The 22,126-nt window shown below is 70.2% G+C and carries 23 protein-coding genes; 11 read left to right on the top strand and 12 right to left on the bottom strand.

Features of this window, described 5'->3' with window-relative positions:
• The first annotated feature begins 199 nt into the window (after positions 1-199).
• From G7B67_RS07820 to G7B67_RS07800, 5 genes are all read left to right on the top strand, one after another.
• Positions 200-478 (top strand): DUF493 family protein, encoded by a 279-nt coding sequence (locus tag G7B67_RS07820; RefSeq protein ID WP_166210453.1) that lies wholly within the window; start codon positions 200-202, stop codon positions 476-478.
• Between the two features lie 61 nt (positions 479-539).
• Positions 540-1,259, top strand: a complete 720-nt coding sequence (gene lipB / locus G7B67_RS07815) for a lipoyl(octanoyl) transferase LipB (protein WP_243412295.1) — start codon at positions 540-542, stop codon at positions 1,257-1,259.
• A 212-nt stretch (positions 1,260-1,471) separates the two neighbouring features.
• Positions 1,472-2,500, top strand: a complete 1,029-nt coding sequence (lipA, locus tag G7B67_RS07810; protein WP_166210450.1) for a lipoyl synthase — start codon at positions 1,472-1,474, stop codon at positions 2,498-2,500.
• A gap of 255 nt (positions 2,501-2,755) precedes the next feature.
• A complete protein-coding gene (locus G7B67_RS07805) occupies positions 2,756-4,942 on the top strand; it encodes a carboxy terminal-processing peptidase (protein ID WP_166210447.1) in 2,187 nt (728 codons plus the stop codon).
• Between the two features lie 60 nt (positions 4,943-5,002).
• The gene (locus tag G7B67_RS07800; protein ID WP_243412294.1) at positions 5,003-5,833 is read left to right on the top strand and encodes a methylated-DNA--[protein]-cysteine S-methyltransferase; all 831 of its coding nucleotides are present in this window, start codon (positions 5,003-5,005) and stop codon (positions 5,831-5,833) included.
• Between the two features lie 63 nt (positions 5,834-5,896).
• Here the strand turns inward: G7B67_RS07800 and G7B67_RS07795 are convergent, their stop codons facing one another.
• Positions 5,897-6,409: an Lrp/AsnC family transcriptional regulator gene (locus G7B67_RS07795; RefSeq protein WP_166210441.1), complete on the bottom strand. Its 513-nt coding sequence runs from the start codon at positions 6,407-6,409 to the stop codon at positions 5,897-5,899.
• Positions 6,410-6,516: 107 nt separating this feature from the next.
• On the opposite strand from G7B67_RS07795, the gene yedA reads away from it, so the two are divergent.
• Positions 6,517-7,425 (top strand): drug/metabolite exporter YedA, encoded by a 909-nt coding sequence (gene yedA / locus G7B67_RS07790; protein ID WP_166210438.1) that lies wholly within the window; start codon positions 6,517-6,519, stop codon positions 7,423-7,425.
• Positions 7,422-8,354, top strand: a complete 933-nt coding sequence (rarD, locus tag G7B67_RS07785) for an EamA family transporter RarD (protein ID WP_166210435.1) — start codon at positions 7,422-7,424, stop codon at positions 8,352-8,354. Before yedA ends, rarD begins: the two co-directional genes overlap by 4 nt.
• A gap of 243 nt (positions 8,355-8,597) precedes the next feature.
• On the opposite strand, the gene G7B67_RS07780 is transcribed toward rarD, so the two are convergent.
• The 4 genes from G7B67_RS07780 to G7B67_RS07765 form a co-directional block, all read right to left on the bottom strand.
• Positions 8,598-9,908, bottom strand: a complete 1,311-nt coding sequence (locus tag G7B67_RS07780) for an ABC transporter permease (RefSeq protein WP_166210432.1) — start codon at positions 9,906-9,908, stop codon at positions 8,598-8,600.
• 36 nt (positions 9,909-9,944) lie between these two features.
• On the bottom strand, positions 9,945-11,102 hold the full coding sequence (locus tag G7B67_RS07775; protein WP_166210429.1) for an ABC transporter permease: 1,158 nt from the start codon (positions 11,100-11,102) through the stop codon (positions 9,945-9,947).
• A gap of 14 nt (positions 11,103-11,116) precedes the next feature.
• On the bottom strand, positions 11,117-11,809 hold the full coding sequence (locus G7B67_RS07770) for an ABC transporter ATP-binding protein (protein WP_166210426.1): 693 nt from the start codon (positions 11,807-11,809) through the stop codon (positions 11,117-11,119).
• Between the two features lie 74 nt (positions 11,810-11,883).
• Positions 11,884-13,143 carry an efflux RND transporter periplasmic adaptor subunit gene (locus G7B67_RS07765; protein WP_166210423.1) on the bottom strand — a complete coding sequence of 420 codons (1,260 nt, stop codon included), beginning with the start codon at positions 13,141-13,143 and terminating at the stop codon, positions 11,884-11,886.
• 214 nt (positions 13,144-13,357) lie between these two features.
• Between G7B67_RS07765 and G7B67_RS07760 the strand changes: the two genes are divergently transcribed.
• The 4 genes from G7B67_RS07760 to G7B67_RS07745 are packed head-to-tail and all read left to right on the top strand — an operon-like array spanning position 13,358 to position 16,931.
• Positions 13,358-14,296, top strand: a complete 939-nt coding sequence (locus G7B67_RS07760) for an ABC transporter ATP-binding protein (RefSeq protein ID WP_166210420.1) — start codon at positions 13,358-13,360, stop codon at positions 14,294-14,296.
• Entirely contained in the window at positions 14,293-15,054 is a 762-nt protein-coding gene (locus G7B67_RS07755) for an ABC transporter permease (protein ID WP_166210417.1), read from the top strand. Before G7B67_RS07760 ends, G7B67_RS07755 begins: the two co-directional genes overlap by 4 nt.
• Before the next feature lie 53 nt (positions 15,055-15,107).
• Complete coding sequence (locus G7B67_RS07750) at positions 15,108-16,283, top strand: sensor histidine kinase (protein WP_166210414.1); 1,176 nt, start codon at positions 15,108-15,110, stop codon at positions 16,281-16,283.
• Between the two features lie 45 nt (positions 16,284-16,328).
• On the top strand, positions 16,329-16,931 hold the full coding sequence (locus G7B67_RS07745; protein WP_166210411.1) for a response regulator transcription factor: 603 nt from the start codon (positions 16,329-16,331) through the stop codon (positions 16,929-16,931).
• A 170-nt stretch (positions 16,932-17,101) separates the two neighbouring features.
• Here the strand turns inward: G7B67_RS07745 and G7B67_RS07740 are convergent, their stop codons facing one another.
• The 7 genes from G7B67_RS07740 to G7B67_RS07710 all read right to left on the bottom strand — a co-directional run bounded on the left by G7B67_RS07740 (position 17,102) and on the right by G7B67_RS07710 (position 22,028).
• Positions 17,102-18,484, bottom strand: coding sequence for a leucyl aminopeptidase family protein (locus G7B67_RS07740; RefSeq protein ID WP_166210408.1), 1,383 nt, complete (start codon positions 18,482-18,484; stop codon positions 17,102-17,104).
• The gene (locus G7B67_RS07735; protein WP_166210405.1) at positions 18,481-19,212 is read right to left on the bottom strand and encodes an HAD family hydrolase; all 732 of its coding nucleotides are present in this window, start codon (positions 19,210-19,212) and stop codon (positions 18,481-18,483) included. The genes G7B67_RS07740 and G7B67_RS07735 overlap by 4 nt, the downstream gene beginning before the upstream one ends.
• Before the next feature lie 83 nt (positions 19,213-19,295).
• Complete coding sequence (locus G7B67_RS07730; RefSeq protein ID WP_166210482.1) at positions 19,296-20,333, bottom strand: AI-2E family transporter; 1,038 nt, start codon at positions 20,331-20,333, stop codon at positions 19,296-19,298.
• 101 nt (positions 20,334-20,434) lie between these two features.
• The gene (locus G7B67_RS07725) at positions 20,435-20,869 is read right to left on the bottom strand and encodes a hypothetical protein (protein WP_166210402.1); all 435 of its coding nucleotides are present in this window, start codon (positions 20,867-20,869) and stop codon (positions 20,435-20,437) included.
• Positions 20,866-21,036, bottom strand: a complete 171-nt coding sequence (locus G7B67_RS07720; RefSeq protein ID WP_166210399.1) for a hypothetical protein — start codon at positions 21,034-21,036, stop codon at positions 20,866-20,868. Before G7B67_RS07720 ends, G7B67_RS07725 begins: the two co-directional genes overlap by 4 nt.
• The gene (locus G7B67_RS07715; protein WP_166210397.1) at positions 21,033-21,650 is read right to left on the bottom strand and encodes a phage holin family protein; all 618 of its coding nucleotides are present in this window, start codon (positions 21,648-21,650) and stop codon (positions 21,033-21,035) included. The genes G7B67_RS07720 and G7B67_RS07715 overlap by 4 nt, the downstream gene beginning before the upstream one ends.
• A 9-nt stretch (positions 21,651-21,659) precedes the next feature.
• A complete protein-coding gene (locus tag G7B67_RS07710) occupies positions 21,660-22,028 on the bottom strand; it encodes a hypothetical protein (RefSeq protein WP_166210479.1) in 369 nt (122 codons plus the stop codon).
• Positions 22,029-22,126: the final 98 nt, after the last annotated feature.

Below are 22,126 nucleotides of genomic sequence, written 5' to 3'. Positions count from 1 at the left end.
TCCGACCTGCGCGCGCCGGGCCGATGCGCTGCCGGCCGAGGTCGCGGCCTCCGATGCCGGCCTTGCCCGCGACGGCGCGCCACTGGCCGCCGACCTGGTGGCCGGGTCCAAGCCGGCCGAATGACCCCGGTGCGACGGCTGCGGGCGGGGCGCTGGTCCCCTCGCACCTGCTTCGCGCGCGGCGCGCGATAATCCGCGCATGGACCTGCATTCCGACAATCCAGAGCACGGCTTCCAGTTTCCCGGCGAATTCGAGATCACGGCCATGGGCCCGGCCGGCAGCGGCCTGGAAGAGCAGATCCCGGCGCTGCTCGAGGCCGCCGGCCTGCTGGTGCTGCACGAGACGGTTTCCACCCGCGAATCCAGCGGCGGCAAGTACGTCTCGATCAAGCTCAGCTTCCGCGCCGAATCGCGCGAGCAGTACGACGTCGCCCATGCCGTGCTGCGCGAGCATCCGGAAGTGAAGTGGACGTTGTGATCCACGGAGCGAAGGGGCTGAGTGCAACGCGGCCCGCACCGACAACGCGCTGGATCCGTTGTTGAGCGCCGGGGCCGCCGTGGTCACGACGCCGGTTGCCGAAGACGCGCCTCAAGCCGTTGCGAAAGCGACCGCGCGCGAATGCCTCGTCCGCGATCTCGGTCGCCGCGCCTACGAGCCGGTCTGGCGCGCGATGCAACGCTTCACCGACGCGCGCGACGACGCCACGCGCGACGAGATGTGGCTGGTCGAGCACGAGCCCGTCTTCACCCTCGGACAGGCTGGCAAGCCCGAGCACGTGCTCGCCCCGGGCGACATCCCGGTGCTGCACGTCGACCGCGGCGGCCAGGTGACTTACCACGGGCCGGGACAGATCGTCGCCTATCCGCTGCTGGACCTGCGAAGGTTGAAGCTGGGCGTACGCGACTACGTGCAGCGGATCGAGCAGGCGGTGATCGACACCCTGGGCGACTGGAACATCGTCGCCGCGCGTCGCGAAGGTGCGCCCGGCGTCTACGTCAATGGCGAAAAAATCGCCGCGCTCGGCATCCGCGTGCGCCGCGGCTGCAGCTTCCACGGCCTGGCCTTCAACATCGCCATGGACCTGGAGCCGTTCGCGCGGATCAATCCCTGCGGTTATGCCGGATTGCAGGTGACCTCGATGGCGCTGCTCGGCGGACCGTCGGATCTGGCTGCCGTGCGGGAGGCGCTGCAGGGGCACATGGCGCGGCAGTTCGGTCTGCGGTTGGCTGCAGCGGAGCCGGTGCTGGTCGACCGGTAGCGTTCGCGCGCTGGCGCGCCATCGTGTCCGCCCTTGCTGGTCATCCCGGCTTTCGCTGGGATGACGGGCGCTGGCGCTGGATCCGGCTTCCGCGGGACGAGGGCCACGCAGGCGCGCCGCCGCCAGCCGCCATTTGGGTTTCCGCCCCCGGCGCGGGACAATGGCGCATCCCACCGTACGTCGACCCCGGCCCCGACCGGGGCGCAGGCCCAATGACCGATACCCCCGCCCGCACCATCCCGCTGGCCGTCCTCGCCGACGGCGCGCTGCCGTCGCCCGCACCCCAGGCCGCCACGCTCCAGCCGGGCGTCAAGCAGGTCGCCGGCGACAAGATCGCGCGCTCGCCGGTGCAGTTCGCCGATGCGCCGGTGCTGCGCAAGCCATCGTGGATCCGGGTGCGGATCCCGTCGGGCAATTCGGTCGCCAACCTCAAGGCCAAGCTGCGCGAGAACCGCCTGGTCACGGTCTGCGAGGAAGCCAGCTGCCCCAACATCCATGAATGCTTCGGCCACGGCACGGCCACGTTCATGATCCTCGGCGAGGTCTGCACCCGGCGCTGCTCGTTCTGTGATGTCGCCCATGGCCGACCCAAGCCGCCGGATGCCGATGAACCTGCCAACCTCGCGCGCACCGTCGCCGACATGGGCCTGAAGTACGTCGTGGTCACCAGCGTCGACCGCGACGACCTGCGCGACGGCGGCGCCCAGCATTTCGTCGACTGCATCGCCGCGATCCGGCGCGACAGCCCGCGCACCCGGATCGAGGTGCTGACGCCGGATTTCCGCGGCAAGGGCCGCATGGAGCGCGCGCTGGAGATCCTGGCCACCAATCCGCCGGACGTGTTCAACCACAACGTCGAGACCGTTCCGGAGCTTTACCCCAACGTGCGCCCCGGCGCGGATTATCAGTGGTCGCTGACGCTGCTGCAGAAGTTCAAGGCGCAGCACCCGCAGGTGCCGACGAAGTCCGGGATCATGCTTGGCCTGGGAGAAACCATGGAGCAGGTGCAGGGCACCCTGCGCGACCTGCGCGCGCACGATGTCGACATGGTGACCATCGGCCAGTACCTGCAGCCCAGCGCGCACCACCATCCGGTGCTGCGCTACTGGACGCCGGATGAATTCAAGGCGTTGGAGGAGTTCGGCATGGCGCTGGGTTTCAGCCACGTCGCCTCGGGCCCGCTGGTGCGGTCGTCTTACCATGCCGATCGCCAGGCGATGGAAGCCGGCGTCGCGGCCTGAGGCCGGGCACCGGGCGCCACGAGCCCGCGGCAGCGCGGGACGTGGCTGGAATGTCGCAATGCAGCTGCGTCGCTTTGCAGGAAGCGCATGGCCCGTTCGCCGCTGATCCCGCGTTCACCCGGACATCGATTGCCACGGGTAGAGTGACTTTTGACGTTGGCGCCCGCCGCCACGCAACTTCCGGCACTGTCGCCGGGTCCATGCGGGCCCCAGCCTTCCCCCGTCCCCACCGGCCTTGCGGCCGCGAGAGTCTTGATGAAAGCGTATTACCCCTTGGTCTTCCTGGCCCTGACCGCGCCACTGGCGTTGCTGGCGCGCGCGCCCGGCGACGGTGACGCCGGGACGATCGCCGCCAGCCCGACGACGGCCCAGGCGACCACGTCCAAGCTGGTCTACGGCCTGTTGTCCGACAGCCGCTACGCCTACCGCCCGCGGGCGCTGGACGATGCGATGTCGGCCGACATCTTCAAGCGTTATCTCGATGCCCTCGATCCGGGAAAGCTGTTCTTCACCGCGCAGGACGTGGCCAAGTTCGCCAGCTACAGGACCTCGCTCGACGACGCCATCAAGAGCGGCAACGTCGCGCCGGCCTACGCGATGTTCCAGTTGTACAAGCAGCGCGTGGACCAGCGTTCGGATTACGCGCGCGGCCTGCTCAAGCAGGACATCTTCGACTTCAGCGGCAACGACCGCTGGTACTACGACCGCGAGAAGGCGCCATGGGCGGCCGACAGCGCCGCGCTCGATGGCCTGTGGAAGCAGTCGGTGCGCAACGACTGGTTGCGACTGAAGCTCGCCGGCAAGAAGCCCGACGAGATCCGCAAGACGCTCGACAAGCGCTACGCCACGCTGGATTCGTCGGTCGCCGAGCTCAACGGCGAGGATGCTTTCCAGAGCTTCCTCAACGCCTACACCGCGGCGATCGACCCGCACACCGATTACTTCAACCCGCGCACCGCCGAACGCTTCAACCAGTCGATGTCGCTCTCGCTCGAGGGCATCGGCGCGGTGCTGCAGAAGCAGGACGACGTGGTCGTCATCCGCGAGGTCGTGCCCGGCGGGCCGGCCGCGCGCAGCAACAAGATCAAGCCCGGCGACCGCGTGGTCGCGGTCGGGCAGGGCGCCAGCGGCACGATGGAGGATGTCGTCGGCTGGCGCATCGACGACGTGGTCGAGAAGATCAAGGGGCCCAAGGGCACGCTGGTGCGGCTGGACATGATCCCGCCGGAAGCAGGGCTCGACAGCAAGCCGGTGCGGATCGTCCTCACCCGCGACAAGATCAAGCTGTCCGAGGACGCGGCCAAGGCCGAGACGCTCACCATCCCGGCCTCCGGCGATCGCCCGGCCAAGCGCATCGGCGTGATCAAGCTGCCGGCGTTCTACCAGGACTTCGAAGGCCGTCGCAGCGCCAATGGCGACTTCACCTCGGCCACCCACGACGTCGCCCGCCTGTTGGCGCAGTTCCGCGCGCAGAAGGTCGACGGCGTGGTGATGGACCTGCGCAACAACGGCGGTGGTTCGCTGGACGAAGCGGTGAACCTCACCGGCCTGTTCATCGACAAGGGCCCGGTGGTGCAGGTGCGCGAATCCGGCGGCCGCGTCAGCGTCGATTCCGACACCAGTCCGGGCGTGGCCTGGACCGGCCCGCTGGCGGTGCTGACCAACCGCGGCTCGGCCTCGGCGTCGGAGATCTTCGCCGGCGCGATCCAGGACTACGGCCGCGGCCTGATCATCGGCGAGACCACCTTCGGCAAGGGCACGGTGCAGAACCTGGTCGACCTGGATCGCTGGCCATCGATGGAAGACACCCACCTGGGGCAGGTCAAGCTGACGATCGCGCAGTTCTTCCTGCCCGGCGGCAGCAGCACCCAGAACAAGGGCGTGGTGCCGGATGTCGCCTTCCCGGTCTCGGCCGATGCCAGCGAATACGGCGAGAGCACCTTCGACAATGCCCTGCCCTGGACCCGGATCGCCGCGGTGCCGCACGTGCGTTACGGCAACTTCGCCCCGATCCTGCCGCGACTGGCGGCCCTGCACGCCGCCCGCGTGGCCAACAGCAAGGAATTCCAGTGGTGGTCGCAGGACGTGGCGGAATTCCGCGCCGAGCAGGCCAAGAAATACGTCTCGCTCAACGAAGCCGAGCGCCGCGCCGAGCGCGACCGCCAGGAAGCCAAGCAGGTCGAGCGCCAGGCGCAGCGCAAGGCGCTGGGGCTGGCCCTGGATCCGCTGGCCGACGTGCCCAGCGACGACGGCCTGCAGGTGGGCGAACGCGACATCGCCGCCGACGCCGCGCGCGAGAAGCTCGCCGACAAGCGCCCGGATCCACTGCTGCGCGAATCGGCCGCGATCCTCGCCGACGCCACCAGCCTGCTGGTCCATGACCAGACCCTGACCGCGCAGGTGCTGCCGGAAACCAAGCTCGCCACCCGCTGGGCGCAGTGAGCGTCGGCAGGAATCGGATATCGGTCGCCGCGTGCGCCCGATATCGTCTGCCGCATGGACATGCCCAAGCGACCACCGCCCGCCGATCGCCTCGAACACGCCCGCCAGTTGCTCGATGGCGGTGAGCCCACGCTCGATGCACTGGCGCAGGCCGTCGGCATCGGGGCCTCGCAGCTGCAGCGCCGCTTCCGCGCCCGCTTCGGGCTCAGTCCGGCGCAATACCTTGCCCAGCGCAAGCTTGGCAGGCTGAAGGCCGCGTTGCGCGATGGCGGCGGGGTCAGCGCCGCGCTGTACGACGCGGGCTATGGTTCGCCGTCGCGCGTCTACGAAGCCGGCGCCGCCCGGCTGGGCATGACCCCGGCCCGCTACCGCGCGGGTGGCGCGGGAGAAACCCTGCGCTGGAGCCTGGTCGATACCGCGCTCGGGCTGGCCCTGGTCGCGGCCACGTCGCGTGGCGTCTGCATGGTCGAACTGGGCGAAGATGCCGCCGCACTGGAAGCGAAACTGCGCCATGAATTCCCGCACGCCCGCCACCAGCGGGTCGATGCCGGGCGCGACGAGTTCCTCGCCCCGCGCGTGCAGGCGATCGCCCGGCGACTGGCCGGTGGCGAATCGGCGGTCGCCGTCGACCTGGTCGGTACCGCGTTCCAGAAAAAGGTATGGGATGCGCTGATGCGGATCCCGGCCGGACAGACCCGCAGTTACGCGCAGCTGGCCGCGCAGCTGGGGCAGCCGGCGGCGGCCCGCGCCGTCGCCAGCGCCTGCGCGCACAACCGGCTCGCGGTGGTGGTGCCTTGCCATCGCGTCATTCGCAGCGACGGTTCACTGGGCGGCTATCGCTGGGGTTTGCCGTTGAAGCAGCAGCTGCTGGAGCGCGAACGCGCCGCATGAAACCGTCGCGGTTGCTGCCCATGGCGCGCGTGGCGAAGCTGCGCCCGGCGCTCGCGACCGCGACTACGCCGGACCGCTGCGCCTTGCCCGGCGCCGCGGCGAAGCCCCTGTAGGAAGTTCCAACCCGTGCTTGACCACGTCGAACACCATCCGCGTCTCGTAGCGCTTGACGTTGCCTTCGTCGACGAACAGTCGTTCGGCCACCTGCCGGTAGTGGGTGACGCTGCCGGCGGCCAGCAACACCAGGTAATCCCATTCGCCGGCGATCGCGTAGCACTGCTGCACCTCCGGTGCCGCGCGCATGCGTGCGCGGAACGCCGTGTGCAGGCGCAGGGTGTCGCGCTCCATCGTCACCAGCACCGCCGCCAGCGTGGTTGCCGGGAACGCCGCCGGATCCAGCACGGCCACTTGGCGCAGCAGTCCATGGCGCCGATAGCGCGCGATCCGCCGCTGGACGGCGCTGGGCGACAGCCCGATCGCGTCGCCGAGCGTGGCCAGGGTCGCGGACGCGTCGCGCTGCAGCAGCCCGAGCAGCCGGTGGTCGAAATCGTCGAGCGGGAGCACGCGGTTGGCCATGCAAAAATATTGCGTCCCGGCGCACGAATGATCAATCGCCATCCACGGCCGGCGCCTAGCCTGAGTCGTCCGGATGCCTCCCGAGTCCGCCCGGTCCAAGCCCGCCCATGAACACCCTCGCCGACGTCCGCCCGCGCCTGCCCGTGCTTGCCGTCCCGCTGGCCCTGGCCGCGGTCTACCTGCTGTGGGGTTCGACCTACCTCGCGATCCGCTTCGCGCTGCCGGGCTACTCGCCGTTCCTGCTCGGCGCGATCCGGATGTTCCTGGCCGGCGCGCTGATGTTCGCGGTGTTGCGCGCGCGCGGCGCCACGCCGCCCACGCGCCGGCAATGGCGCACGCTCGCGGTGCTGTCGATCTTCATGGTGCTGCTGTCCAACGGCTTCGTGAACCTCGCCGAGACCCAGGTCGGCTCCGGCCTGGCGGCGATCGCGGTGGCGTCGATGCCGCTGTTCGCCGGCGTGTTCTCGATGTTGCGCGGACGCCATCCCTCGAGGATCGAATGGCTGGGGCTGGTGGTCGGCTTCGCCGGCGTGCTGTGGCTGAACGCGGGCAGCGCGCTGACCGGTTCGATGCTCGGCCTGGTGTGCCTGGTCATCGCACCGCTGGCCTGGGCCTGGGGCTCGGTCTGGAGCCGCGACCTCGACCTGCCCGCGCCGTTCATGTCCGCCAGCGCGCAGATGCTCGCCGGCAGCGGGTGGATGCTGCTGGCCGCGCTGGTGAGCGGCGAGCGCTTCACCGCGGCGCCGTCGCTGGCCGCGACGTCCGCGCTGCTCTATCTCGTCGTCGCCGGCTCGATCTTCGGCTTCACCGCCTACATCTGGCTGCTGCACCACGTGCGTCCGGCACTCGCCACCAGCTACGCCTACGTCAATCCGCCGATCGCGGTGCTGCTGGGCGCGCTGCTCGCCGGCGAACGCTTCACCGCGCACGACCTGGGCGCGATGGCGGTGATCCTGGCAGGCGTCGTCATCATCACCCTGGCCCGGGCGCGCGCGATGCGCGGGAGCGGCGCATGACGCTGGCCACCGAGGCCCGCCGCGGGCTCTGGATCGCGGTGGCGTCGTTCGTGCTGTGGGGCGTGATGCCGTTGTACTGGCACGCGCTCACCTCGGTGCCGTCGCTGCAGATCGTGATGCACCGGATCGTGTGGAGCACGGTGTTCGTCGCCGGCTACCTGACATGGCAGCGGCGCGACTGGCTGCGCGCGGCGCTGGCCAGGCCGAAGGCGGCCTGGATGCTGGCCCTGAGCGGCGTGCTGATCGCGTTCAACTGGGGCCTGTACATCTGGGCCGTCAATGCCGGGCACGTGGTCGAAAGCAGCCTGGGCTACTTCATCAATCCGCTGGTGAGCGTGCTGTTCGGCGTGCTGTTCCTGCGCGAACGGCTCACGCGCGTGCAATGGGCGTCGGTGGCGCTGGCGACCGCCGGCGTGCTGTGGCTGACGCTGCAGTACGGGCGCCCGCCGTGGATCGCGCTGGGGCTGGCATTGTCGTTCGCGCTCTACGGCTTGATCCGCAAGCTGGCGGCGGTGGACGCGATCGCCGGCCTCGGCGTCGAAAGCGTGTACCTGTTCGCGCCGGCGCTGGCGATGCTGCTGTGGGGCGAGGCGCATGGCCAGGGTGGCTTCCTGCCCGCGCATGGCGTGCCGGGCTGGGGCTTTGGCCTGGACGCGATGCTGGTGCTCGGTGGCGCATTGACCGCGTTGCCGCTGATCGGTTTCGCCCATGCGGTGCGACGCGCGCCGCTGTCGGTGGTCGGCCTGCTGCAGTACATCTCGCCGACGCTGCAGTTCCTGATCGGCGTGCTGCTGCTGGGCGAAGCCTTCGACCGCGACCGCGCCGTGGGCTTCGTCTTCATCTGGATCGCGCTGGCGCTGTTCGGCGGTGAAAGCCTGTGGCGAGCGCAGCGGCGCCTGGTCCCGGCGACAGGCCAAAGCGGCGCGTAGCCCGGGTAAGCGCAGCGCACCCGGGGAAGATGAGCGCAAGGGCAGCGGAACGCACGGGTCCGCCGCCCGGGTAAGCGCAGCGCACCCGGAGGGCGATCGTTGCTGCCCCGGGTGCGCTGCGCTTACCCGGGCGACGTTGATGGCGGCTTCGCGGGATCTGCTGGAAGCACCAGCGCAATGACCCGAAGCGGCGGCGTCACGCGGGTTTCCAGGGACAACCCGGTTCAAGGCACCCGCGCAGCCTCATGCGTCGCGCAGCGCCGCCGTGACCGGCAGCCGCGCCGCACGCAGCGCGGGGAACAATCCGCCGACCAGTCCGATCCCCAGCGCCCACTTCAACCCCGTCCACAGCAGTTGCGGCGAGACCTTGAACTGGAACACCACCTGGCTGAAGTTGCTGCCCAGTGTGCTCACGCTGTAGCCGTTGAAGATGAGCCATGCGATCAGGCCGCCGAGCACGCCACCGAGCAGCGCCAGCAGCATCGTCTCCAGCATCACCGCCAGCACCACCGGCAGGCCGCGGAAGCCGATCGCGCGCATGGTCGCGATCTCGCGCGCCCGGCCCGCCACCGCTGCGTACATGGTGTTGAGCGCGCCGAACACCGCGCCGATCGCCATGATCGTGCCGATGACGGTACCCAGGATGCTGATCAGCTTGCTCAGCTGCCCTGACTGCTTGGCGTAGTACGCGCGCGTGGTTTCTACGTCGAGCTTCAATCGCGGATCGGTATCCATCGCTGCCTTGAGCTGGGCGAAGCCGGCCTTGCCGTCGGTGCGCACGGTGATCGACTGGAAGGCGCGGCGATCGTAGGTCGAGGCCACCGTCTCGGCGTCGCCCCATAGCTCGGAGTCGTGCGAGTCGCCGGAAGCGAACTTGCCGACCACCGCCCATGCCTGGTTGCCGAGCTTGATCGATTTGCCGACCTCCAGGCCACGGAACTGCGACTGCGCGCCCTGGCCGACGACGAGTTCGCGCAGGCCGGCGCCGAACTTGCGGCCCTCGACAATCCGGATGTTGCCGCGCACCGCCCACGCCTGCGGACCGACGCCGCGGAACTGCACGTTGGCATCGGTGCCATCGCTCCGGCTGGGCAGGCTGACCACCTGCGACAGTTCCGGCGACAGCAGCGGCTTGCCGTCGGCGCCTTTCGCGATGCCTGGCAGGCTCGACACCAGCGGCACCTGGTCGCGGGTGATGACCGAATTCGTTTCGGCCTGCGAGCCGCCGCGCAGGATGATCGCGGTGTCGTCGCTGCCGGTCGCATCCAGCGTGGCCTTGAAGCCTTCGCCCATCGCCAGCATCGCGACCAGCACGCCGACCACGCCGGCGATGCCGACGATGATCACCGACGAGGCGCCCCAGCGTTGCGGCAGGCTGGCGATGCCGATGCGGGCGGCCGCGAGCGCGAGCCGGCCGTTGCGGGTGAGCAGCAGCCACAGCGCCAGCAGCACCGCCACTGCGAGCACGCCGTACCACGGCAACAGGATCCACGCGACCAGGCCCACGCCCAGCAGCACGATCGACAGCAGGTTCCAGATCCATTGATGCTTCATTGCTTCATCCTCGGGACGTGATGCCGATCGGCGGGCTCAGCGCCCGGCCAATGCGTCGACGATCTTCAGCCGCTTTGCGCGCAATGCCGGCAACAGGCCGACGACGACGCCGATCACGACCATCAATCCCAACCCCACCAGCCAGGTCTGCGCCGGCACGTTCGGCAGCTGGATCACGCCGCCGCTGGCCGCGGCCACGCCGGGCATGATCACCGCCGACAGGCCCAGGCCGATCAGGCCGCCGAGCACGACCAGCAGCACCGACTCGGTCATCACCAGGCCGAGCACGGTGGAATCCTTGAAGCCCAGGGTCTTGAGCACCGCCAGTTCCGGAATGCGCTCGCGCACCGCCTGCGCCATGGTGTTGCCGGTGAGCAGCAGCAGGGTGAAGAACACCGCGCCCATGATCGCGGTGACGATCAGGCCGATGTCGGCGAACTGCTTGGCGAAGGCCTGCTGGAACGCCGATTCGGTCTGGCTCTTGGTTTCGTGGTCGGAGTTGGCCGAGATCGCATCGATCGCCTGCGCTACCCGCGAGGCCTGGTTGGCGTTGGCCAGCTGCACGGTGAACCAGCTGACCTGGCTCTTGATGTAGTCGTTGGATTCGTCGAAGTATTTCCAGTGCATCATCAGCTGTTTTTCTTCGCCGACGCGCTTGCGGTCCCTGGCGCGGAAGATCGCGCTGACCTGCAGGGGCCAGTCGTTGCTGCCGCCGCGCGGGAAGATCGTCGCCTGCAGCGGGATGGTGTCGCCGAGCTTCCAGCCGAACTGCTTGGCCAGCGCCTCGCCGACCGCCGCGCCGGTGCGGTTCTCGCGGAAGGCCTTCAGCTGCGCCGGCGGCACCACGAAGTCGGTGTAGACGTCGAAGTAGTTGTCGGCGACGGAAAAATTCGGGAAGAAGTTCTTCGGGTCCTGGTAGATGCCGCCGAACCACATCGCGTACGTCACCTTGCGCACGCCCGGGACCGATTCGATCCGCGACAGCAGGCTGACCGGCAGCGATTGGGTGATCGACAGCCGCGAGGACACGATCAGGCGGTTGGCGCCATCGACGCTGCCGCCGGAGTTGAAGGCCACGCGCACCGAATCGAGCATCCCGAACAGCAGGAACGCCGCCACCACCGACAGCAGCGTCAGCAGCGTGCGGGTCTTGCTGCGGAACAGCTGCGCCCACACCAGCGAGAGATATTTCATCGCCGCATCCCCGCTCAGTGCGCCAGTGCCGGCGCGTCGACCAGTTCACCCTTGTCCAGGTGCACCGTGTGGGTGGCGTACTCGGCGGCTTTGGGATCGTGGGTGACCATGATGATGGTCTTGCCGTGCTGGCGGTTGAGCGTCTGCAGCAGTCCGAGCACTTCCTCGGCGGAGTGACGGTCGAGGTCGCCGGTCGGCTCGTCGCAGATCAGGAAGGTCGGGTCGGACACGATCGCGCGCGCGATCGCGACGCGTTGCTGCTGGCCGCCGGACAGTTCGTTGGGCTTGTGCGACCTGCGATCGGCCAGGCCGACCAGCTGCAGCGCGATCTCCGCGTTGCGCCGGCGCTGCGCGCTGCCCAGGTTGGTCAGCAGCAACGGCAGTTCGACGTTCTTCTGCGCGGTCAGCATCGGCATCAGGTTGTAGAACTGGAACACGAAGCCGACGTGGCGGCTGCGCCAGTTCGACAGCTGGCCGCCGCTCATCCGGTCCAGGCGCTCGCCTTCGATCTCGATCTCGCCCGAGGTCGGCGTGTCCAGCCCGCCGATCAGGTTGAGCAACGTCGTCTTGCCCGAACCCGACGGCCCCATCAGCGCGACGAAGTCGCCCTTGGGGATGTCCAGGTCGATGCCGTGCAGCACCTCGACCTTTTCCGGTCCGCGCTGGTAGGTCTTGGTGAGGCCGCGGGTCGTGACCAGTGCTGCCATGTCGTGCTCCGGATTAGGTGGCTTCGTTCGTTGTTGCCGTCATTCCCGCCTGCGCGGGATTGACGCTCGGTGGTTCATTCACTGCTGCCGTCGGCGGGTGCGTCCTTCGCGATGCGCACCTTCGTCCCGTCCTGCAACGCATCCGGCGGATCGAGCACCACGCTGTCGCCGGCGCTCAATCCCGACAGCACCTGCCGGTCGTCGCCCATCGCGATGCCGGTCCTGACGGTGCGCTGCTCGACGCTGTCGTCGTCCTGCAGCGCGAACACCACGGCATGCCCGCCGCGCTGCACGATCGCCGCCGCCGGCACCCGCACGCCCTGTGGCTGCTGCGCCGCCGCCGGCCTGGCCGCTTCCAGGAAGCTCACGCGCACGCCCATGTCCGGCACGATCCGCGGGTCGCGCGCGTCCAGGCCCACGCGTACCTTGACCGTCGCCTTGCCGCGATCGGCGGTCGGGATGATCGCGATCACCTTGCCGGGGATCTTCCAGTCCGGATAGGCGTTGAGCGTGGACTCCACCGGCATGCCGGCCTGCACGCGGCCGATGTAGGCCTCGCCGACGTCGACTTCCACTTCCAGCGAATCCATGTCGACGATCGTGCCGATGCCGGTGCGGGTGAAGCCGCCGCCGGCCGACAACGGCGACACGATCTCGCCGGGCTGCGCCGCCTTGGCGATCACCACGCCGGCGAAGGGCGCGCGCACGATGGTGTTCTCCACCCCGTGGCCGGCGATGCGCAGCTGGTCGCTGGCGACCTGGACGTTGCGCTGCGCGGTGGCGAGTTGCGCCCGCAGCGCGTCGCGCTGGGCGATCGCCTGGTCGTACTGTGACCTGGACACCAGCTGCTGCCTGACGAGCGCGGACAGCCGCGTGGCGTCGGCCTCGCTCGCGCGCAGCTGCGCCTGCACGTTGCCCACCTGGCTGCGCGCGGCCGCCAGTTGCGCGGCGACCAGGTCGCGTTCGGCATCGGCATCGATCGGATCCAGCGTCGCCAGGATTTCACCGGCCTCGACATGCTGGCCCTCCTCGATGCGCACGTCGCGGACCTTGCCGGTGATCTTGGAGGACACCGTCGCCATCCGCCGCGCCACCACATAGCCGGTGGCATCGAGCACCGAGCTGCTCGCGCCGCCGTTGCCGATCGCGACCGCGGCCGCGGTGTGCACCTCCACGCCCTTGTCGCGTCCCAGCCAGGACCACGCCACCACGGCGACGACGAGCAGCGCGGCGACCCCGGCGAGCGCGATCCACAGGCCACGACGCGACGGCGATGGCGGCGGTGCCGAGCGGTCGATGCGGAGTTCCTTGAGCAGGTCGGCAGGGCTGTTCATCGTGATCCATGGACGGGGGCATGCAGGCTGGCCAGTGTGACGGCCGCCGGCCGCCGGGTGAAGACCTCGCACCGCAACGGGGGCCAAGCGTAGGCAGCCGGCGCGGCAGTGTCACCTGACGCTTGTCATGCGCAATCGCTGACGGCGGCGACTGCCGCGGCCGGCGCACGCGTCGCAACCTGCACGCCTTCCACCACACGGCGCGGAGATCACGATGCAGACATTGGAGCGGGCCGCCGCATTGGCCCACCTGCGCGGCGTGCGCAAGGCCTACGGCAAGGTGCAGGCGCTGGACGGGCTCGACCTGGAGATCGCTGCCGCCGAGGTGCTGGCGCTGCTCGGCCCCAACGGCGCCGGCAAGAGCACGGCGATCGCGCTGCTGCTGGGCCTGGTGCGCGCCGATGCCGGCGCGGTGGCGCTGTTCGGGCAATCGCCGCAGCAACTGGCGGCGCGCCGGCGGATCGGGGTGATGCTGCAGTCCGCGGCGATTCCCGACACGCTGCAGGTACGCGAGTTGCTCGAGCTCACCCGCAGCTATTACCCCGCGCCGCGCAGCATTGCCGACTGCGTGGCGATGGCGGGTCTGGACGGACTGCTGCAGCGCCGCTACGGCAAGCTTTCCGGCGGCCAGCAACGCCGGGTGCAGTTCGCGCTGGCGATCTGCGGCCGCCCGCAGCTGCTGTTCCTCGATGAACCCACGACCGGCCTGGACATCGACGCGCGCCAGGCCCTGTGGCGCGCGATCCGCGAACTCGTCGCCCAGGGCTGCGGCGTGCTGCTGACCACGCATTACCTGGAAGAGGCCGAGGCGCTCGCCGATCGCGTGGTCGTCGTCGATGGCGGCCGCGTGCTCGCGCAGGGCAGCGTGCAGGCGATCCGCGCGCACGTCGCCCAACGCCGCATCCGCTGCATCTCCGGGTTGGACGTCGACGCTATCGCGCGCTGGCCGCAGGTGCGCAGCGCCGTGCGCGTCGACGCGCGGATCGAGATCGTCGCCGACGCCGCCGAAACCGTCGTGCGCCGGCTGCTCGCCGAGGACGCGGCACTGCTCGAACTGGAAGTCGAGCGCGCCGGCCTGGCCGATGCCTTCGTCGCCCTCACGCGGGACACGAACACCAACGCCCGTCCCGCGATCCACAAGGAGGCCGCATGAGCGCCATCGCCACCGAAACCCGCGTGCCGCAGCTGCGCTGCTACTGGCTCGAAGCCCGCAGCGAGTTCCTGCGCGTGCTGCGCGCGCCGGCGTTCGCGGTGCCGACGCTGGTGTTCCCGCCGATGTTCTACCTGCTGTTCGGGGTGCTGCTCAACGGCGGCCATGGCAAGGCGACGTCCTACCTGCTGGCGACCTTCGGCGTGTTCGGAGTGATGGCGCCGGGCCTGTTTGGCTTCGGGGTGGCGATGGCGCTGGATCGCGAGCGCGGCTTCCTGGCACTCAAGCGCGCGCTGCCGACGCCGCCAGGCGCGATGCTGCTGGCGAAGATGGCGATGGCGATGGTGTTCGCGGTGATGATCTCGATCATCCTGATGACGATCGCGCTGACCCTGGGCAAGGTGACGCTGGCACCAGGGCAACTGCTCGAGATGACGCTGGTCAACGTGCTGGGCGTGTTGCCGTTCTGCGCGATCGGCCTCTACATCGGCACCGTCGTCAGCGGCCAGGGCGCGCCGGCGGTGATCAACATCCTGTACCTGCCGATGGCCTTCCTCGCCGGCCTGTGGATGCCGCTGTCGATGCTGCCGCCGCTGTTCGCCAAGCTCGCGCCGCTGTGGCCGGCCTACCACCTGGCACAGATCGCGTTGTCGGTGGTCGGGTTGGACGATGGCGGACGCACGAGCGTCCACGTCCTCGTGCTGGCGGCGGTGTCGGGCTTATTCTTCCTGCTCGCGCGGCGGCGGCTCGCGCGCGGATGAGCGCGGCGGGCGGCAACGGGCCTTCGATGATGCGACCGGGAGAGACACTGACGATGCGCAAGCGTCCTGGCTGGATGGTCGCGGCACCGGATTCGGCGGTGGCCAACGTGGTGCGTCGTGGCAAGTCGCCATGGACGGACGCGGTGCACCTGATGTGGTCGATCTGGGTGTTCGCGCTGCCGGCGCTGGGCGGCGGCCGTTACGATGCGCGCTGGCTGTGGCTGACGCTGGCGACCTACCCGCTGTTCCTGCTGCTGTACGCGCGCACGCTGCTGGCGCCGCGACGCCGCTCGCCGCTGTACGCCTACGCGATGGCGGCGCTCGGGATCGGCCTGCTGCCGTGGTATCCGTCGGGGATCAGTTACTTCGTCTTCGGCTGCGTGATGCTGCGCACCGACAGCGGGCGCTTCCTGCTGTCGCTGCTGCCGCGGCTGGTCGCGCTAAACACCCTGTTCATCGCCGTGGCGTTGCACTTCGGCTACCCATTGCAGGTGCTGTTCTGGATGCCGGCGATGACGATCATCCTGGGCATCGTCATCAACGTCGAACGCGTGGGACACGAGAAGGACGCCGCGCTCAAGCTCAGCCACGATGAAGTGCGCCGGCTGGCCGCGCTGGCCGAGCGCGAGCGCATCGGCCGCGACCTGCACGACCTGCTCGGCCACACCCTGTCGCTGGTGGCCCTGAAGTCCGAACTCGCCGGCCGCCTGCTGGACACCGACGTCGCGGCCGCGCGCCGCGAACTGGACGACGTCAGCGGCGTGGCCCGCGACGCGCTGGCGCAGGTGCGCAGCGCGGTGACCGGCATCCGCGCCGCGGGGCTTGCCGCGGAACTGGCGTCGTCGAAGCTGCTGCTGGAAAGCGGCGGCATCGCTTTCGACTACGACGTCGCGCCGGAGCCATGGCCGCGCGAGATCGAGATCGTGCTGGCGCTGACGCTGCGCGAAGCGGTCACCAACATCCAGCGCCACGCGCAGGCGCGCAGCGCGTCGGTCGCGCTGGCGCGGGATGGCGACGACGCCGTGCTGCGCGTGCGCGACGATGGGTGCGGCGGCGCGATCGCGCCGGGCAACGGCTTGTCCGGCATGCGGGAGCGGCTCGAAGCGCTGGGCGGTCGCCTGCGGGTGGAATCGACACCCGGCGCGGGCACCTGCATCGAGGCGCGCGTTCGGTGCGCGCCCGCGTCGACGTCCTCGTTGCCGGGCGTTCCCGCCGCACGCGTCTGCTAACGTGCGCGCCGATGCGCAACACGCGCGCGGACGAGGCCGCCATCGATGATCCGGGTGCTGCTGGCCGAGGACCAGGCGATGGTGCGCGGCGCCTTGTCGGCGCTGCTGGGACTGGAAGCCGACATCGACGTGGTCGGCGCGGCTGCCGACGGCGAGGGCGCCTGGCGCGAACTGCAGCGCCTGCAGCCCGACCTGCTGGTCACCGACATCGAAATGCCGGGCCTGACCGGGCTGGAACTCGCGCAGCGCCTGCAACGGCAGGAATGGAAGACCCGCGTGATCATCGTGACCACGTTCGCGCGCCCGGGCTTCCTGCGTCGGGCGCTGGAGGCGGGCGTCGGCGGCTACCTGCTCAAGGACGCGCCGGCCGAGCAGCTGGCCGACGCGGTGCGCCGCGTGCATGACGGCGGCCGCGTGATCGATCCGCAACTGGCGGTCGACGCCTGGTCGGACGCCGATCCGCTCAACGACCGCGAGCGCCAGGTGCTGCGGCTGGCGGGCGAAGGCCTGTCCGCCGGCGACATCGCCGCGCGGCTGTCGCTGTCGCAGGGCACCGTGCGCAATTACCTGTCCGAGGCGATCGGCAAGCTCGGCGTCGGCAACCGCATCGAAGCGCACCGGCTGGCGCGACAGAAAGGCTGGCTGTAGGGCGGGTTTCAACCCGCCGCACAACGCGTGGATTGTCTCGGCGAGCCGACGACGCGTCGCGCCAACGACGGCGATGGAATCGCCTTTTGCGGCAACGCCGGGGGTCGATGGCGGGTTGAAACCCGCCCTACACATCAATCCCGCGAAACGATGGCGGGTTGAAATCCGCCCTACGCCGCGATGCCGAACCGCGCCTTCAGCATCGCGTACACCGCGCGCAACCCCTGCGCTTCGCCGCCGGCCGGTTTGCCCGGGCGGTCGCTGTCGTTCCACGCATACACGTCCAGGTGCGCCCACGGCAGCGATGCCGGCACGAAGCACTCCAGGTACAGCGCGGCGGTGATGCTGCCGGCCATCTTCGACGGCCCGGAATTGGCGATGTCGGCGACGTTGCTGGTGAGGTAGCGCAGATACGGCCGCCACAGCGGCATGCGCCAGACCGGGTCGCGCGTGTGCAGGCCGGCGTCGAGCCACTGCGCGGCGACGGCGTCGTCGTTGGCGTACAGCGCCGGCAGGTCCGGGCCCAGCGCGGTGCGTGCGGCGCCGGTCAGGGTGGCGAAATCCAGCAGCAGCTGCGGCGACTGCTCGCTCGCATAGGCCAGCGCATCGCACAGCACCACGCGGCCTTCGGCATCGGTGTTGTCGATCTCGACGTGGATGCCCTTGCGGGTCGCGATCACTTCACCGGGGCGATAGCTTTCCGGCCCGATCGCGTTCTCCACCGCCGGCACCAGCAGCGTGATCCGCAGCGGAAGCCGGCGCGCCATGATCAGTTCGGCCAGCGCGATCGCGTGCGCCGCGCCGCCCATGTCCTTCTTCATGTTGCGCATGCCTTCGCCGACCTTGATGTTCAGGCCGCCGGTGTCGAAGCACACGCCCTTGCCGACGATCGCCACGTGCGGCGCCGACGCCTCGCCCCAGTGCAGCGCGATCAGCCGCGGTGCGCGATGGGAGGCACGCCCGACGGCGTGGATCGCGGGGAAATTGCGCGCCAGCAGCTCGTCGCCGCAGACCACGTCGATGGTCGCCCCATGGCGGTGGGCGATCCCGCGCACCACCTGTTCCAGCTGCTCCGGACCCATGTGCTCGGTCGGCGTGTTGACCAGCTCGCGCACGCGCACGCAGGCGGCGATGAGCGCACGGGTTTCGTCGTCGATCGCCTCGGGCACCAGCCGCGCCGGCGGCCGCGGCGCCGTGCGGAAGCGCGCGTAGCGATATGCACCGATGCCCCAGCCCAGGTGCAGGGCGCGGCGCGCGTCGGCATCGAGTGCGCCCTCCACCTGCCAGTCGCCGGCGGGCAATGCCATCGGCGCCGGCGCATAGCTCCACGGATCCAGCCGGTCGCCGATGGCCAGCACCGCGCCGGCGAGGCCGGCGTCCCCGGGCAACGCGAGCACGGTGCCCGGTGTGGCATCGAAGCCGTGCGCGGCGAGCCACTGTTGCGTCGCCGGCGACTGGCGCTGGCGCCAGGCATCGAAGCCGGCGCGATCGACCAGGTGCAATGGGCGCGGCTGCAGGCCGGGCGCGGCGGCGAAACCGTCTGGCAGGGTCATGCGGCGTTCCGCGATGGCGCCTGCGCCGCGTCGAGCCAGTCAGCGAGCGCGGCGAGGGTGGGGAATTCGAGGTCCGGACGCGGATGCCGCGATGGCCAGGCGCGCGGCCGGCCGTCGGCATCGCCGCGATTGATCCAGCAGGTGCGCAGGCCGGCATGGGCGGCGCCGACGACATCGAGTTCGACGTCATCGCCGACGTGCAGCACCTGCGCCGGCGCGCACCCGAGCTGCACGCAGGCCGCGTGGAAAATGCTGGCCGCGGGCTTGGCCGCGCCGTGTTCGCGCGCGCCGAGCTGGAACTGGAACAGCGGCATCAGGCCGATCCGGGCCAGGCAGGCATTGCCGTTGCTCAGCGCCGCCAGCGGCACGCGCGCGGCCAGCCGCTGCAGGGCATCGACGCTGTCGGGATAGTGCTCGACCTGGCAGCGCGCGGCGAAGTAGGCCTCGAACGCGGCATCCACCAGGCCGACGTCCTCACCGCTGTCGCGCAGCATCCGCTCCAGCGTGATCAGCCGCTGGCGGGTGAAATCGTGCGACAGCCGGGGGTGTTCGGCATCGACTTCATCGCGCAACCTGCGTCGGGCCGGTAGCGGCCAGCGCGCGGCCGCACGCGGCGCATGCGCCAGCAACCACGCGTCCAGCGCCGCCTCGGCGCGATCGATCGCCGGCGCGATCGGCCAGAGGGTGTCGTCCAGGTCCAGCGTGATGGCGCGGATGGGGAAGGCCATCGGCCTAGTTTACGCCCCGGGTTCCGATGCCGCGTGGAGGCGCCGCGGTAACGCGCGCGGGCGGCAGCCAGGCGCATGGCGGCTCACTCCAGCAGCTTCGCCCATCCCTCCAGGCCTTCGATCTTCCCCAGCACCAGCTTCACGCACACCAGCAGCGGCACCGCGAGCAGCAGGCCGATGATCCCCCACATCCAGCCGAACACCATCAGCCCCAGGATCAGCACCAGCGGCGACAACGCCATCCGCCGGCCGAGGATGATCGGGGTGATGAGCTGGCCTTCCAGCGTATGCAACCCGAGGTACACGGCGGCCGGCAGCAGCGAATGCAGCGGGTCGTTGAAGGCGACGAAGCCCATCACCAGCATGATCAGCATGCCGATCAGCGGGCCGACGTAGGGGGCGAAATTCAGCACCGCGGCCATCGTGCCCCACAGCAGCGCCTCGTCCAGCGGCACCTCGAGGTAGGTCAGGACGCCGGCGAGGATCAGTCCGAACAGCACGTTGATCACGCTGATCGTCAGCATGTAGCGCGAGATCTCGCGCTCGATCGACTGCAGGATCTCCACCGTCAACCGCTTCTGCTGGCGCCCGGGCAGCAGCGCGATCGCGTTCTGCTGCAGGCTCTGGCCGTAGACCATGAAGAAGAACGTCAGCAGCACCACCGCCAGCACCGAAGTCAGCAGTTTCGGCGTCGACGTCAGCGCCTTGTAGGGATCGTTGACCTCGGTCTTGACCACCTGCACCGGGTTGACCGAGCTTTCGCCGCCGGCGGCGCGGGCGATGTTCTCGGCCGCCTTGTTGGCCTCGCGCACCGGCTTGACCAGCGAGCGCAGCTTCGGGGCGAGGTCGCGCATCTGGCTGGGGACCTGGCGCACCCATTCGGCCGCAGGCGTCACCAGCTGGCGGCCGAGCTGGAAGGTCAGCAGCATGCCCAGCGACAGCACCAGCAGCGCGCCGAAGAAGCGCGGGATCCACAGCCGCTGCAGCAGGCGCAGGATCGGATTGCCGACCAGGGCGAAGAACATCGCCAGCAGCACCGGCAGGATCAGGTCCTGCGCGGCCCACAGGGTGTAGCCCACCGCCAGCACCGCCAGCACCTGCAACGACAGCGTCGAGCGCATGCGCGGCTTGGCCGGCCTGTCGGCTGCGACGGCCGCCGGGGGCGGTGGCGTGATCGGCAGCGGCGGCGGGACGGTTTCGCGCGGGTCGCCGGCCACTTCGCTCACAGCAGGCCCGCGGCGCGCAGGGATTCGGGCGTCGGTCGCGGGCGTTGCGAGGGTGGGACCGCGGCCGCGCTCGATGGCGTCGTCGCGTCGGCGTCGGCGCCGGTGGGTGTCACCGCGTCCACGGTCTGTTGCGCCTTGGCCGCCGCGTGCTCGGCATCGCCTGCGGCCGCCTGCGCGCTGCCGCCGGCGAAGAGTCCGGCCACCGCCGAAATCAATTGCAGCGCGCCGCTGCCGCGGGTCATGCGACGCGCCGGTTCGACCTTGCCGACCAGGAAGCCGCTCACCAGGCCGACCGAAAGCAGCCGGCCCGGCGTCCACAAGTCACGCCAGGAGGCCTTGGCCTGGCGCCAGTCGGCGGCGGTCTGGCGCTCGCGCGCTTCGAGCGCGTTTTCGGCCTGGCGCACTTTTTCGATCAGCGATTCAAAGCTCATGGCGATTGCAGGCCTGGGTCGTTGGATCGGTTGGAAGACGACGCCACGCATCCACGCGCGTGCTGCACGCCCTGCATGGAGTCGGCCGCCGCCGCAGGCACCACCGCGGCGTGCGCGCGCACACGGCCTGCGACCATCGCGGCCACGCAGGGCATCGTCGTGCTCATGGCGGTGTCACGTCCATGCCCAGCCCCTTCTTCAGGGGCGTCGCGCTGGCGGTGTCGGTGACGCGATCGGCGGCCTCCCGGGTCGAGGCGCCCGAACCCGCATCGGGCATGTACGCCGCCAGCTCACCGATGCCCAGCCGCGCCAGTTGCCGGCGCGTGGCCTGCAGCCGGGTGTGTTCGAAGTAGCGGCTTGCGCTCCAGCCGCTGAAACCGGCGACCGCCAGGCTCAGCACGCCGGTGGCCAGCAGCGAGGCCGCCCACGGCCACCCCAGGCGCAGGCTCAGCCACGACACCAGCGCGGCCATCAACAGCAGCCACGCCGAGGCACCGAACGCGATCGCCACGCCAGTGAACGCCAGCGTGCGCCCGAAGGCGCTGCGCGCCAGCGAGATGTCCGCCGACAGCAGCACCCGGAACGCCTTGCCGGCATCGCGGCCGGCCTTCCACGTCGCCCGGCCGCTATCGCCGAGCGCCTTGATGTCGGCTTCGATCCGGTGCAGGTCTTCGCGCAGCGATTCCCGGCCTGGACCGCCGGGAGCGCCACCATCGAAGCCGCCACGCTCGCTGCCCGCACTGCCGGCGCCGTCGTGCGCGCCGTCCGCCGGAGGCGACATGGCCGCGGCTTACCGGTCGCTGCCGCGGGCGAGCTTGGCGATGAGCCAGCCGGTGGCGAAGGCCACGCCGAACGACGCCAGCGGACGCTCGCGGATCAGTTCCGACGCGCTGTCCAGCAGGTCGCGGCCCTTGTCCATCAGCGCATCGACCTGCTCGCGGCCGGCGGCGGCGGCGACTTCGGCGGCGGCAATGCCGGACAGCGCGCTTTCGGCCAGTTCCGACTTCACCTGCGCCTTGCCGACCTTCATCTCCTCGCCCGCGGCGCTGGCGGCACCCTTGATCGCGACGCCGGCGTGGCCGGCCGCCTGCTTCAGGTGCGACCCGGCCTGGCCGAGGTTGTTCTTCAGGCTGCCGCTGGCGCTGCCGGTGCTGCTCATCGCCATGTCGCTGTCGGCGCCGTAGCTGCCGGTGCTGCCCAGGCTGGAACTGAGGTTCGAGCCGGAGCTCGTGCCGTCGGTGCCGGTGGTGTTGCTGC

Origin of the sequence: Cognatiluteimonas telluris, assembly GCF_011320095.1 — a bacterium.
Lineage (GTDB): Bacteria > Pseudomonadota > Gammaproteobacteria > Xanthomonadales > Xanthomonadaceae > Cognatiluteimonas > Cognatiluteimonas telluris.
The sequence above is the reverse complement of the archived record's forward strand: the minus strand, read 5'-3'. Positions and strand labels throughout refer to the sequence as shown.